This is a genomic window from Caballeronia hypogeia (assembly GCF_001544875.2).
GTDB lineage: Bacteria > Pseudomonadota > Gammaproteobacteria > Burkholderiales > Burkholderiaceae > Caballeronia > Caballeronia hypogeia.
On record NZ_FCOA02000027.1, the window covers coordinates 41,081 to 53,710 of the forward strand.

The 12,630-nt window shown below is 64.0% G+C and carries 11 protein-coding genes; 8 read left to right on the forward strand and 3 right to left on the reverse strand.

Annotation, left to right across the window (positions count from 1 at the left end):
• The first annotated feature begins 120 nt into the window (after nucleotides 1-120).
• The 4 genes from AWB79_RS29275 to msrQ all read left to right on the forward strand — a co-directional run bounded on the left by AWB79_RS29275 (nucleotide 121) and on the right by msrQ (nucleotide 5,324).
• Nucleotides 121-2,346 (forward strand): cytochrome c biogenesis protein ResB, encoded by a 2,226-nt coding sequence (locus AWB79_RS29275; protein WP_061170935.1) that lies wholly within the window; start codon nucleotides 121-123, stop codon nucleotides 2,344-2,346.
• A 4-nt stretch (nucleotides 2,347-2,350) separates the two neighbouring features.
• Nucleotides 2,351-3,556 (forward strand): c-type cytochrome biogenesis protein CcsB, encoded by a 1,206-nt coding sequence (gene ccsB, locus AWB79_RS29280; RefSeq protein ID WP_061170936.1) that lies wholly within the window; start codon nucleotides 2,351-2,353, stop codon nucleotides 3,554-3,556.
• A gap of 134 nt (nucleotides 3,557-3,690) precedes the next feature.
• A complete protein-coding gene (msrP, locus tag AWB79_RS29285; RefSeq protein WP_061170991.1) occupies nucleotides 3,691-4,680 on the forward strand; it encodes a protein-methionine-sulfoxide reductase catalytic subunit MsrP in 990 nt (329 codons plus the stop codon).
• Nucleotides 4,680-5,324: a protein-methionine-sulfoxide reductase heme-binding subunit MsrQ gene (msrQ, locus tag AWB79_RS29290; protein ID WP_061170937.1), complete on the forward strand. Its 645-nt coding sequence runs from the start codon at nucleotides 4,680-4,682 to the stop codon at nucleotides 5,322-5,324. The genes msrP and msrQ overlap by 1 nt, the downstream gene beginning before the upstream one ends.
• 51 nt (nucleotides 5,325-5,375) lie before the next feature.
• Here msrQ and lysA read toward each other — a convergent pair whose 3' ends face one another.
• Entirely contained in the window at nucleotides 5,376-6,638 is a 1,263-nt protein-coding gene (gene lysA, locus AWB79_RS29295; protein WP_061170938.1) for a diaminopimelate decarboxylase, read from the reverse strand.
• A 42-nt stretch (nucleotides 6,639-6,680) separates the two neighbouring features.
• Nucleotides 6,681-6,989: an LPS translocon maturation chaperone LptM gene (lptM, locus tag AWB79_RS29300; protein WP_061170939.1), complete on the reverse strand. Its 309-nt coding sequence runs from the start codon at nucleotides 6,987-6,989 to the stop codon at nucleotides 6,681-6,683.
• Between the two features lie 35 nt (nucleotides 6,990-7,024).
• On the opposite strand from lptM, the gene cyaY reads away from it, so the two are divergent.
• Entirely contained in the window at nucleotides 7,025-7,342 is a 318-nt protein-coding gene (gene cyaY / locus AWB79_RS29305; RefSeq protein ID WP_061170940.1) for an iron donor protein CyaY, read from the forward strand.
• 59 nt (nucleotides 7,343-7,401) lie between these two features.
• Here the strand turns inward: cyaY and AWB79_RS29310 are convergent, their stop codons facing one another.
• Nucleotides 7,402-9,810: a penicillin-binding protein 1A gene (locus tag AWB79_RS29310; protein ID WP_061170941.1), complete on the reverse strand. Its 2,409-nt coding sequence runs from the start codon at nucleotides 9,808-9,810 to the stop codon at nucleotides 7,402-7,404.
• Between the two features lie 259 nt (nucleotides 9,811-10,069).
• Between AWB79_RS29310 and pilM the strand changes: the two genes are divergently transcribed.
• Genes pilM through AWB79_RS29325 form a run of 3 tightly spaced genes read left to right on the forward strand, consistent with a single transcriptional unit; the run spans nucleotide 10,070 to nucleotide 12,614 of the window.
• On the forward strand, nucleotides 10,070-11,071 hold the full coding sequence (pilM, locus tag AWB79_RS29315; protein ID WP_061170992.1) for a type IV pilus biogenesis protein PilM: 1,002 nt from the start codon (nucleotides 10,070-10,072) through the stop codon (nucleotides 11,069-11,071).
• Nucleotides 11,068-11,736: a PilN domain-containing protein gene (locus AWB79_RS29320; protein WP_061170942.1), complete on the forward strand. Its 669-nt coding sequence runs from the start codon at nucleotides 11,068-11,070 to the stop codon at nucleotides 11,734-11,736. The genes pilM and AWB79_RS29320 overlap by 4 nt, the downstream gene beginning before the upstream one ends.
• On the forward strand, nucleotides 11,733-12,614 hold the full coding sequence (locus AWB79_RS29325; protein ID WP_061170943.1) for a type IV pilus inner membrane component PilO: 882 nt from the start codon (nucleotides 11,733-11,735) through the stop codon (nucleotides 12,612-12,614). The genes AWB79_RS29320 and AWB79_RS29325 overlap by 4 nt, the downstream gene beginning before the upstream one ends.
• Nucleotides 12,615-12,630: the final 16 nt, after the last annotated feature.

Consider the following 12,630-nt stretch of genomic DNA (forward strand, 5'->3'; position numbering starts at 1 on the left):
AAACACGAAGCCGGTCCCGGATATCCGAGAAGACCGGCGCGAAAACAAGAAAAGGGTGGGACGTCGGTCTGTCAGACCGCCAGCGTCTCCACCCTTTTTTGCTGTCCAGTCGGAGTTTGAATGAGCGTCACCACATCGGGTATGCAGTCGAAGTCGAGTCGCCGCGCAGTCAGGCATTTCGTCGAACTCGTGAGTTCCATGCGCTTCGCCATCGCGCTGCTGGTCATCCTGGCGATCGCGAGCATCATCGGCACGGTGCTCACGCAGGACGATCCGTATCCCAACTACGTCAATCAGTTTGGCCCGTTCTGGGCGGACATCTTCCGGGGCTTGAGCATCTACACCGTGTATAGCGCATGGTGGTTCATGCTGATCCTCATCTTCCTCGTGATCTCGGTTTCGCTGTGCGTGATCCGCAACAGCCCGAAGATGATCGCGGACATCAAGAGCTGGAAGGATCGCGTGCACGAAGGTGGCCTGCGCGCGTTCCACCACAAGGGCGAGTTCACGGTTTCGAGCAACCGCGCGCAGACGGCCGCGACGCTCGAGCGTCTCGCCGCCAAGATGGGCTATCGCACCGTCACGCGGCAGACCGACAACGGAGCGACGCTCATCGCGGGCAAGCGCGGCGCGATGACGAAGATCGGATATATCTCGGCGCATCTGGCGATCGTCGTGATCTGCATCGGCGGGCTGCTCGACAGCAATCTGCCCATCAAGCTGCAGATGTGGATGTTCAACAAGACGCCGATCAACTCCAACGCCGTTATCAACGACATTCCGCCGGAGCATCGCCTGTCCACGTCGAACCCGACGTTCCGCGGCTACGCGTGGGTGCCGGAAGGGCAATACGTCGGCACGGCGATTCTGAACCAGCAGGACGGCTCGATCATTCAGGATCTGCCGTTCTCCATTCAGCTCAACAAGTTCATCGTCGATTACTACTCGACCGGCATGCCGAAGCTCTTCGCGAGTGACATCGTCGTGATCGATCACAAGACCGGCAAACGCATTCCGGCGCGCGTCGAGGTGAACAAGCCGTTCACGTACGACGGCGTGTCGATCTATCAGTCGAGCTTTCAGGACGGTGGCTCGAAGCTCGAAATGACCGCGTGGCCGATGACCGGCGGCAGCGCGAAGACCGCGCCGTTCAGCGGCACGATCGGCGGCACGGCGCCCATCGGCGCGCAGTTCGTGGGCGCGCAGGGCGAGACGGTCGAGTTCACCGATTTCCGAGCGATCAACGTCGAGAACATGACCGACGGCAACGGCGCGCCCGACGCGCGCGGCGTCGGCAAGAAGGAGACGCTGCGCGACGCGTTCGACGAACGTTTAGGCTCCGGCGCGAAAACCTCGAAGCCGACCGATCTGCGCAATATCGGCCCGTCGGTGCAATACAAGGTGCGCGGCACGGACGGCCAGGCGCGCGAATACAGCAACTACATGCTGCCGGTCGATGTCAGCGGCCAGCGCATGTTCCTCGCGGGCATGCGCCTGAGCCCGAACGATCCGTTCCGTTATCTGCGCATTCCCGCCGACGAGCAAGGCACCGTCAAGCAGTGGATGGATCTGCGCGCCGCGCTCGCCACGCCTGCGACGCGCGCCGAAGCGGCGCATCGTTTCGCACTGCGCTCCGTGCCGCAGGAAAACGGCGATCTTCAGAAGCATCTGGAAGAGAGCGCCAATCGCGTGCTGAATCTGTTCGCCGGCGTGGACGAAAACGGCAAGGCAGTCGCGAATCCTCAGATGATTGGCGGTTTCCAGAGCATCGCGATGTTCATCGACCGCTCGGTGCCGAAGGGCGAGCAGGAGAAAGCCGCCGGTCTGTTGATGCGCATGCTGGAAGGCGCGATGTGGGACGTATGGCAGATTTCCCGAGAGCAAAACGGCCTTCCCGCGGCTAAAGTGGATGAGAAGAACTCGGCGTTCGTGCAGGCGTCCATCAATGCGCTTTCTGACAGCTTTCTGTACGGTTCGCCGGTCTTTCTGCAACTTGACAACTTCAAGCAGGTGCAAGCTTCGGTATTCCAGTTGACGCGCGCGCCGGGCAAGAATCTGGTGTATCTTGGCAGCCTTCTGCTGGTCGTCGGCATTTTCGCGATGTTCTACGTGCGCGAGCGCCGGCTCTGGTTCTGGCTCAAAGATGCGGGACAAGGCGGCGCGAGCGTGCTGATGGCGATGTCCACCGCGCGCCGGACCCTCGACTTCGAAAAGGAATTCGTGCGTACGCGCGCGCAGATCGCTGCGGCGCTCGGCGCGAAGCCGTCCGATCCGTCCCCGGCATCCGGCGCTGCCACGGCGCAAACGCAATCCGAGGCTTCGAGCTCGGAAGTTTCAACACGGTAAGATCATGGACCTTTCTCAGACTTCCTCCCACGCATCCGCCAAGATGGAACGTCCGGCGCCGGGCGGATTGCCCGATGTCGCCACGTTCGACGACCGTCCGTTCCTGCGGCGCCTCACGCCCATCGACTGGCTGTTCGCCCTCGCGATGGTCGCGGGCGCGGGCTTCGCGCTGAATCGCTATCACGCGTACATGGACGTGTACGACACGGCCGTGCTGATCGGCGCGGTGCCGACTTTTACTGTGCTCGGCTGGCGCTGGAAACCAGTGCGTCTGCTGATCGCGATGATCGCGATCATGTCGCTCTTCTCGATCCAGCTCTACCAGCACGATCTGGCGCGCGCCGACACCAATTTCTTCCTCAAGTACTTCCTGTCGAGCCAGTCCGCGATCCTGTGGATGAGCGCGCTGTTCATCCTCGCGACGCTGTTCTACTGGATCGGCCTCGTGACGCGCTCGCAGACCGGAGGCGCGATCGGCTCGCGCATGACCTGGGTCGCGGTGCTGATGGGCTTCACCGGCATGATGGTGCGCTGGTACGAGTCGTACATGATCGGCACGGACGTCGGTCATATTCCGATCTCGAATCTGTATGAAGTGTTCGTGCTGTTCTGCCTGATCACGTCGCTGTTCTATCTCTACTACGAGCAGCATTATTCGACGCGCGCGCTGGGCGCGTTCGTGCTACTCGTGATCAGCGCGGCGGTCGGGTTCCTGATGTGGTATTCGATCGCCCGCGACGCGCAGCAGATTCAGCCGCTCGTGCCCGCGCTGCAAAGCTGGTGGATGAAGATCCACGTGCCGGCGAACTTCATCGGTTACGGCAGCTTCGCGCTCTCCGCGATGGTGTCCGTCGCGTATCTCGGGAAGCAGCGCGGCTTCATGGCGGATCGCCTGCCGTCGCTCGAAGTGCTCGACGACGTGATGTACAAGTCGATCGCCGTCGGTTTCGCGTTCTTCACCATCGCGACGATTCTCGGCGCGCTGTGGGCCGCGGAAGCGTGGGGCGGCTACTGGAGCTGGGACCCGAAGGAAACCTGGGCGCTGATCGTCTGGCTGAACTACGCGGCGTGGCTGCACATGCGCCTGATGAAGGGCCTGCGCGGCGCGGCGGCGGCATGGTGGGCGCTCACCGGCCTGGTCGTCACGACGTTCGCGTTCCTCGGCGTGAACATGTTCCTCTCGGGCTTGCACAGCTACGGCAAGCTCTGATTGGCCGACGTCGACGCGAAAAGAACCGCCATGCATCGCGCTGGCGGTTTTTTTTCGTTTTGCGCTGGAATACGGGTATTGAATCTGCTGTTCTCCTCGTATGGGCGATCAGCGCCGCAATGGAAGGAATGCACATGTGGATCAGACGAAACCGCCATCTCTACGGCGGTGATATCGCGGGTCATGAAATCACACCGCGCGAAGTGTTTGAAAATCGCCGCCGCGCGCTGCGCTCGCTCGGCGCGCTGGCGGCGACCGGTCTTGCCGGCGCGAGCGGCATCGCGCACGCGACGCTGACATCGCCCGACGCGAAAGGCCAGAAGCTCGCCGCGACGACGAACCCGAAATTCGTTGCGATCGACAAGCCCACGCCGTTCAAGGACATCACCTCGTACAACAACTTCTACGAGTTCGGCACCGACAAGGGCGATCCCGCCGATCACGCGGGCACGCTGCGGCCGCGGCCGTGGAAGGTGTCGGTGGAAGGCGCGATCAAGAATCCGAAGGTCTACGACATCGATGAAATTCTGAAGCTCGCGCCGCTCGAAGAACGCGTGTACCGGCTGCGCTGCGTCGAAGGCTGGTCGATGGTGATTCCGTGGATCGGCGTCTCGCTGTCGGAGCTGATCAAGCGCGCCGAGCCGACGGGCAACGCGAAGTACGTGCAGTTCATCACGCTCGCCGATGCCTCGCAGATGCCCGGACTTTCCACGCCCATCCTCGAATGGCCGTACTCCGAAGGTCTGCGCATGGACGAAGCGATGAATCCGCTCACGCTGCTCACGGTCGGCCTGTATGGCGAAGTGCTGCCGAATCAGAACGGCGCGCCGGTGCGCGTCGTGGTGCCGTGGAAGTACGGCTTCAAGAGCGCGAAGTCGCTGGTGAAGATCCGCTTCGTCGAGAAGCAGCCGCCGACGAGCTGGAACCTCTACGCGCCGACCGAATACGGCTTCTATTCGAACGTGAACCCAAACGTCGATCATCCGCGCTGGAGCCAGGCGACGGAGCGGCGCATCGGCGAAGACGGCTTCTTTCAGCCGAAGCGCAAGACGCTGATGTTCAACGGTTACGGCGATCAGGTCGCGTCCTTGTATCAGGGCATGGATCTGAAGAAGAACTTCTGATGTCGAGCGCAACGGATATCAAAGGTGTTCGTGCGCGCGTGGCGTCGCCGCCGCGCTGGGTCGCGCCGGTCAAGATCGCGGTGTTCGTGGCGATGCTGTTTCCGCTCGCGCGTCTCGTGTTCCTCGGTGTCAACGGCGGTCTGGGCGCCAATCCGATCGAGTTCATCACGCGCTCCACCGGCCTCTGGACGCTCGTATATCTCTGCATCACGCTGGCGATCACGCCCCTGCGACGCATGACCGGCATCACGGCGCTCGCGCGCTTTCGCCGGATGATCGGCCTGTACGCGTTCTTCTTCGCGGTGATGCACTTCACGACCTACATCTGGTTCGACAAATGGTTCGATGTCGCCGAGATGGTGAAGGACATCGGCAAGCGGCCGTTCATCACGGTCGGCTTCGCGGCATTCGTGCTGCTGATACCGCTCGCCGCGACGTCCCCGAAAGCGATGGTGCGCAAGCTCGGGCGACGCTGGCAGATCTTGCATCGCGCGATCTATCTCATCGCCGCGCTCGCGATCCTGCATTTCTGGTGGATGAAGGCAGGCAAGCACGATCTCGAGTTGCCGAAGATTTATGGCTCGATAGTGATCGTGTTGCTGGGCTGGCGTGTGATCGCCTGGCTGAAAACACGACGGGCATAAAAAAAAAGCGATGCCCTCGGAGCATCGCTTTTTCATTGGAGCACGAAAGTTTCAGTCCGGCAGAATCGATTCGCCGGCGAACAACTGCCGCACTTCCTCACGCTCGCGCACGAGTCGCGCGCGTTCGCCGTCTACCATGATTTCCGCGGCGCGCGGGCGCGTGTTGTAGTTCGAGCTCATCACGAAGCCATACGCGCCCGCCGAACCCACGGCGAGCAGATCGCCCGGCTCGACGGCCAGTTCGCGATCGCGCCCGAGCCAGTCGCCGCTCTCGCACACCGGACCGACGACGTCGTACGTGTGCGCGGGCGCATCGCGCTCAACGACCGGCACGATGCGATGGAACGCCTCGTACATCGCGGGGCGCGCGAGGTCGTTCATCGCGGCATCGACGATGGCGAAATTCTTTTCTTCGCCCGGCTTCAGGTATTCCACACGCGTGAGCAACACGCCCGCATTGCCGACCAGCGAACGGCCTGGCTCGAAATACACTTCGCGTTCGCCGTGGCCGCGCTTTTCAATGTGATCGAGCAGCGTCTTCACGAATTCGCCGATATCGGGTGGCGTTTCGTCGTCGTAGGTGATGCCGAGACCGCCGCCGACATCGACATGGCGAATGCTCATGCCGTCCGATTCGATCTGCGCGACGAGGTCGAGCAGCTTGTCGAGGGCGTCGAGATACGGGCTGATTTCGGTGATCTGCGAGCCGATATGGCAATCGATGCCGACGACATCGAGATTCGCCATTTGGTGCGCCTGCGTGTAGGTCGCACGCGCATCGCTGAAGGCCACGCCGAACTTGTTCGATTTCAAGCCCGTGGAAATGTACGGATGCGTTTTCGCATCGACATCGGGATTCACGCGCAGCGACACGGGCGCTTTCTTGCCGAGCGACTTCGCCACGTCATTGAGCGCGTGCAGCTCGGGAATCGACTCGACGTTGAAGCACTTCACGCCCAGTTCGAGCGCCTCGCGCATTTCCGCCGCCGTTTTGCCGACGCCCGAAAACACCGTGTTTTCCGCGCGGCCGCCCGCCGCCAGCACGCGCGCCAGTTCGCCCGACGACACGATGTCGAAGCCTGCGCCCATGCGCGCGAACACGTTGAGCACCGCGAGATTGCTGTTCGCCTTCACCGCGACGTGCACGGTCGCCTTGCGGCCGGCGCAGGCGTCGGCGTAAGCGTGATAGGCGCGCGTCAGCGCATCGCGCGAATAGACATAGAGCGGCGTGCCGAACTGCTCCGCGAGCGATGCGGCTGAGACGCCTTCGACGTGAAGCACGCCGTCGACGTAGTGGAATGCGGAATCGTTCATGCGTGGAATCGAAAATGCGCCGATGAGGCGAGGGCTGGCGGATCAGTAAGCGGACGAAGCGGCTTTCGGCGCCGATGCGGCGTTGGGTCCGGTCTTCAAATCCGTTTCGGGCGAAAGCGATAGCGGCTCGCCCGATGTATCCGGAACGGTGCCTCGGCGCGCTGCGGTTTCACTGCCCGGATTCACATCCGAAGGCGGCGTATTCTGGAGATCGGCGGGACGTTGCGGGAGCGGCGGCACAGTTGGCATGTAGAGCGGACCGCGTTGTCCGCAACCGCCGAGCGTGAGTGTGGCCGCGGCGCCGAGGCTCAAAGCCGCTACAATCGCGCTCATCCTGAAAACGACACGCATGACCGTCCCTGTACATAGAATCGATGGAGTTTAGCATGACAGACCAGGAATACCTGACGCTGGCGGAGGCCGCGCTGACCGCCATCGAGCGTGCGGTTGATGAAGCCGACGCCGATATCGAATTCGAGCGCAGCGGCAACGTGCTCACGCTGGAATTCGAAAACCGCACGAAGGTGATCGTCAATTTGCAGCCGCCGAAGCACGAAATCTGGCTCGCGGCGAAGGCGGGCGGATTCCACTACAAATACGTCGACGGCGCGTGGCGCGACACGCGCGACAACAGCGAATTCTTCGCTACGCTCAGCAAGTATTCGACAGAGCAGGCAGGCGAGCCGATCCGCTTCAAGGCGTAAAAAAAGCGAGCGGTTCTTTCGAGCCGCTCGCTTGGCGTTTCATGTGTCGCCGGGCCCGGTCAGTGGCCCTTGAACAGATTCATGATGTCCTGCTTTTCCTGCTCGCCGACTTCCGGCGCGGGCGCCGTCACGCCCGACACGCCTTCCTGCGGCGGCGCCTGACTCACGCCGATGGTCGCAACGAAGCCGTGGCCCGGCGTCATGTCGTCGTAGTAAAGCTCGTTGCCGAGCGACGTGATATCGGGCGGCATCGTCGGCTTGTACTCGGGCACGCCCTTGAGTGCCGTGCCCATGTAGTCCATCCACACCGGCAGCGCGAGTCCGCCGCCGGTTTCCTTGTCGCCCAGGCTGCGCGGATTGTCGTAGCCGATCCAAGCGACCGCCACCAGCGTGCGCTGATATCCGGCGAACCATGCATCGCGCGAATCGTTCGTCGTGCCGGTCTTGCCGGCGAGATCGCCGCGCTTCAACTGATTCGTTTTCGCGCCCGTACCGTGCTGCGCGACGCTCTGCAACAGGCTGTTCATGACGAACGCGTTACGCGGCGTGATCGCGAGCGGCGCGCTCTGCTGCGCGACGAGCGGCTGCGGATGCGAGACGACGCGCCCGTAGGGATCGGTGATATCGGCGATCAGATACGGATTCACGCGATAACCGCCGTTCGCGAACACCGCGTAACCGGCCGCCATCTGCAGCGGCGTGACGAGACCCGCGCCGAGCGCCATCGGCAGATAGGCGGGATGACGGTCAGCGTCGAAGCCGAAATGCGTGATGTACTGCTGCGCGTACTTCGTGCCGATGTGACTCAGAATGCGGATCGACACCATGTTCTTCGAACGCTGCAGCGCCGAGCGCATGGTCATCGGGCCGTCGAAGCCGCCGCCGTAGTTCTTCGGCTCCCACGCCTGGCCGCCGGTTTCCGCCGCGCTGAAGAACAGCGGGCCGTCATTGATGATGGTCGCGGGCGAAAGTCCCTTCTCCAGCGACGCCGAGTAGATGAACGGCTTGAAGCTCGAACCCGGCTGACGCCACGCTTGCGTCACGTGGTTGAACTTGTTCTTGTTGAAGTCGAAGCCGCCGACCAGCGCGCGGATCGCGCCGTCCTGCGGCACCATCGAAATGAGCGCGCCTTCGACTTGCGGCAACTGCGTGATGATCCAGTTGCCGTCGTCGTTCTTCATGAGACGTACGATCGCGCCCGGACGAATGCGCGCGTTCGGCTGCGCCTTGGGGCCGAGCGCGAACGCGACGAAACGCAGGTCGTTGCCGCTGATCGTCGCCGTATTGCCGTCGATGAAACTCGCCTTCACTTCCTTCGGACTCGCCGACGTGACCACCGCCGCGACAATTTCGCCGTTGTCGGGATGCTCGGCGAGCGCGTCGTCGATGGCCTGCTCACGGTCGTCCGCATTCGCCGGCAAGTCGATATAGCCTTCCGGTCCGCGATAGCCGTGGCGGTGCTCGTAGTCCATCAGACCCTTGCGCACCGCGCGGTAGGCGGCGTCCTGATCGGCGGAATCGATCGTCGTGACGACGTTCAGACCGCGCGTGTACGCTTCCTCGCGATATTGCGCGTACATCATCTGACGCACCATTTCCGCGACGTACTCGGCGTGCACGCTGAATTCGCGCCCTTGTCCCTTCACGACGAGCGGCTGTTTCGCCGCCTGCTCGAACTGGTCCTGCGTGATGAAATTCAGCTCGCGCATGCGCTGCAGGATGTATTCCTGACGCACCTTCGCCCGCTTCGGATTGACGACCGGGTTGTACGCCGAAGGCGCCTTCGGCAGACCCGCGAGCATCGCGGCCTCGGCGAGCGAGATATCCTTCAGATCCTTGCCAAAGTAGACCCGCGCCGCGCTCGCGAAACCGTACGCGCGCTGCCCGAGATAGATCTGATTCATGTACACCTCGAGAATCTGATCCTTCGTCAGCGCGCGCTCGATCTTGTATGCGAGCAGCATCTCGTAGATCTTTCGGGTGTAAGTCTTTTCGCTCGACAGGAAGAAGTTGCGTGCGACCTGCATCGTGATCGTGCTCGCGCCCTGCGATGCGTGGCCGTTGGTCAGCGCGACCGAGCCCGCGCGCAGGATGCCGGTGAGATCGACGCCGCCGTGATCGTAGAAGCGCGCGTCTTCGATCGCGAGCACGGCTTTTTTCAGATGATCGGGCACGTCCTGGATGCGCACGACGCTGCGGCGCTCTTCGCCGAATTCGCCGATCAATACGTGATCGGCCGTGTAGATGCGCAGCGGCACCTTCGGCTTGTAGTCGGTGAGCGCTTCGAGCGAAGGCAGATTCGGCATCGCGACGACGAGCGCGTAGCCGAGCACCAGCCCCGCGCACACGATGAGCGCGAATACGCTGACGAAAAAGCCTAGCAGGAGCCTCGCCCACCACGGGCGCTTGGCTTTCTTTTGCCTCTCGGGCGGCGTGGACGGCGAGTTGGTCGGGGAAGAGGATTGCATAGAACCACCAAAAACAATCTCGCGATTATAGCCGCCTGACTTTTGGACTTTTCTTAACGCTTACAGTACGCGGCGGACACGCCGGTTTGCCGCTGTCTTCAAGATACGCGCGATCGTGCGCGGAATCATCTTCTTATCGTGCGTTGGTTTCGCGTTAGCCATTCGGCCGAATGTTCGCCACCGGCGAGCGTCGCGAAAATCCTTTCACGTCAAGCGCCCGAACGGTTCGGTGCGCAAGTGAATGTGGAAGGAGCAGGTCATGAGCAAAGAAAAAGCGCTGCGCGGAAAGATGCTGACCGTCACGCGGCGCTATGCGGCGGGTATCGATGTGGACGAAGACGGCGTGCGGCTCGCCATCGTCAGCCGGCGGCTTCGGGCAAACGCGTCGGTGTGCATCGAGCATCTGGGACTGGTGCCGCTGCCGTCGGGCGCGGTGATTGACGGCGAGTTCGTGGACCGCGCGGCGATCGTGTCGGCGTTGCGCGAGACCTTCGGGCGCGTGCCTCCGAATGGCGCATGGCGGGCGCTGCGCTGTGCGATGGGCTTGCCGGCGTCGGCGACGCTCACGACCCAGGTACCGCTCGCGCGCGTCCTCGATGCATCCAGTTCCACCGCGGCAGAGATCGGTGACGATCCGCGCGGCGTGCTGGAGCCCGCCGTGCTCGCCGAGGCCGAGCGGGCGTCGGGCATCGAGCGCGGCGCGCTGGCGGTCGACTGGTCGGTGCAGACGCGCGAAGACGGCCAGGCGCAGGTGTCGATCGCCGCTACGGCGCGGCGGCATGTCGAGGCGCGCGTCGAGACGGCGGCGGAGGCGGGCGTTGCGCTATCGGCCATCGACGGCGAGCCGGCCGCGGCGCTGCGCGCGATGCGCCATACCGGCTCGGTCGAACTTCACGACGACGCGCGCTATCTCGTCTGCTGGCTCGAAAGCGCGGGGCTGCACGGCTGGCTGGTCGGCCCGCGCGGCGTCGAGAACGAGGGTCGCTATCCGGCGCCGGAGTACCGGAGCATCGCGGAGGCGCTGCACGATCTTGCGGGCGAGGACGCGCCGCTCGATTGCATCTACGCAGGCGGGCGCATCGAGTTGCTGGCGCACGCGGGTGTGCCGCTACCGGTGCTGGGCAAGACCTTCGGCTGCCCGGCATTGCCGTTCGAGGCCGCGCCGCACGGCAACGGCGCATCCGAGATCGAAGCCCCGCACCGGCATTCGCCGCGCTTCGCGGTCGCGTTCGGGCTTGCATTGCGCGAGGTGATGCAATGACCGCCGCCCTTCTCGATGGATTCAACCTCTTGCCGCATCGCGCGCGCAAGCGCCGTGAAATCCGGCGTCAGCGACTCGCGCTGCTCGGCGCGCTGAGTCTCGCCGGCTGCGCGGCCGTGGGCGCCGTCGCCGGCTGGGACATGTTCGAGCGCGCGCGTCTCGACGAGCGGCGCATCGCGCTGGAGGCATCGTTGCGCGCTTCCGGCGGGCAGATGGAGGAGCACACGCGGCTCGTTCGCGCCGAAGCCGAGCGGCGCCGCGCGCGCGACGCCGCCCAACGGCTGGCGTTGCCGCGCGACCGGTTCCTCGCGCTGCTCGAGGCGCTCGCGGATGCGCCGCCGCAACGAGGCGTCGCGCTGCAACGCGTCTCGCAGCGAAACAACGAAGTGGAGCTTGCGGCGCTTGCTCCCGATTCGCACACGGCGGCGCTCTGGCTCAAGCGGCTGGAGCGGCTGAACGGCGTGCGGGCAGTCGAAGTGACCGAGATGAAGCGTCGCGCGGAAATGGCGCCGCCCGGCAAGCGCAAGGCAATGACAGCTTTCGCGGACCGACCCGAGCACTATGAATTCATCGCACTCGTGCGCTATGCGCCGGACGGCTCGCATGCCGAAGCGCGTCCGGTCCTCGCTGCGGATCAACCGGCGACACACGGGAGGCGCCCATGAATGCAATGTCGATGCATCGCGCAACCCGGAAGCATCCGCGCGATTCCTTCGCGTGGAGGCTTCCGCTGCACCACTGGTCGTTGCTTCGAACAACGATCGTCGGCGTCGCTCTGGCGCTGATCGTTTTCGTGCTCGGCGCGAGGGCATGGCGCGTGTCGGATGCGAGCCAGTTCGAACTCAGCCGCGCGGGGTGGTCGGCGGCGCAGGCGAAAGCACAGGACGCGCGGCGCATCGCGGCGGAACTGCCGGCGTTGCGCGCGCGAGTGGCGTCGGCACGTACGGAGCCGGAGCGCTGGAGCGCCGCCGACGCATTGCGCGCCAGTGCAGATCTGGCGGCGCAGAGCGGGCTGAGAGTGGCGCAGATCGAGCCCGCGACGGCGCGGAGCGCCGATCCGAAAGCGGTCGAGCCCTTTCCGGAGCGTGTGCTCAAGCTCCACGCGGAGGGCACGTTCGCGGAGATGCGGCGCTTTCTGGAGGCGCTCGCCGGTTTGCCGCGGCTCATCGTGCCCGGGGACGTGCGGATCAGGCGACAGGCGGACGCGCTCGTCATCGAAACGGCTTTGCGCGTGTTCGAAACGCTGCCGCCCGCGGCTGTGACGACAACGGCGGAAATCGCCGCGCGCGCGAATGCGTTTGTCATCGACCCGTTCGGCAATGCGGACGCGGGCCTGCAAGGCGGCGACATGCTGCTGGTGGGCACGTTCGTCGGGCGTCGCCGCGCGATGGCGCTGCTGCAGAGCGGCCGCGATGTCGACGGTTTCGCGCCGGGTGCGAAGATTGGCGACGAGTGGCTCGGTCGCGTCGTGCCGAGAGCGGTCGAACTCGCTCGCCGCGATGGCGCGTCGCGCAAGCTGACTCTCGTGGAGGATCGCCCGTGATCCGATTCACGCAGCT

Excerpts from the sequence above, each read along its gene's own strand:
- msrQ (WP_061170937.1), top strand. The coding sequence starts at position 4,680 with ATGTCGAGCGCAACGGATATCAAAGGTGTTCGTGCGCGCGTGGCGTCG.
- ccsB (WP_061170936.1), top strand. The coding sequence starts at position 2,351 with ATGGACCTTTCTCAGACTTCCTCCCACGCATCCGCCAAGATGGAACGT.
- lysA (WP_061170938.1), bottom strand. The coding sequence starts at position 6,638 with ATGAACGATTCCGCATTCCACTACGTCGACGGCGTGCTTCACGTCGAA.
- AWB79_RS29320 (WP_061170942.1), top strand. The coding sequence starts at position 11,068 with ATGACCGCCGCCCTTCTCGATGGATTCAACCTCTTGCCGCATCGCGCG.
- lptM (WP_061170939.1), bottom strand. The coding sequence starts at position 6,989 with ATGCGTGTCGTTTTCAGGATGAGCGCGATTGTAGCGGCTTTGAGCCTC.
- AWB79_RS29275 (WP_061170935.1), top strand. The coding sequence starts at position 121 with ATGAGCGTCACCACATCGGGTATGCAGTCGAAGTCGAGTCGCCGCGCA.
- AWB79_RS29325 (WP_061170943.1), top strand. The coding sequence starts at position 11,733 with ATGAATGCAATGTCGATGCATCGCGCAACCCGGAAGCATCCGCGCGAT.
- cyaY (WP_061170940.1), top strand. The coding sequence starts at position 7,025 with ATGACAGACCAGGAATACCTGACGCTGGCGGAGGCCGCGCTGACCGCC.
- pilM (WP_061170992.1), top strand. The coding sequence starts at position 10,070 with ATGAGCAAAGAAAAAGCGCTGCGCGGAAAGATGCTGACCGTCACGCGG.
- AWB79_RS29310 (WP_061170941.1), bottom strand. The coding sequence starts at position 9,810 with ATGCAATCCTCTTCCCCGACCAACTCGCCGTCCACGCCGCCCGAGAGG.
- msrP (WP_061170991.1), top strand. The coding sequence starts at position 3,691 with ATGTGGATCAGACGAAACCGCCATCTCTACGGCGGTGATATCGCGGGT.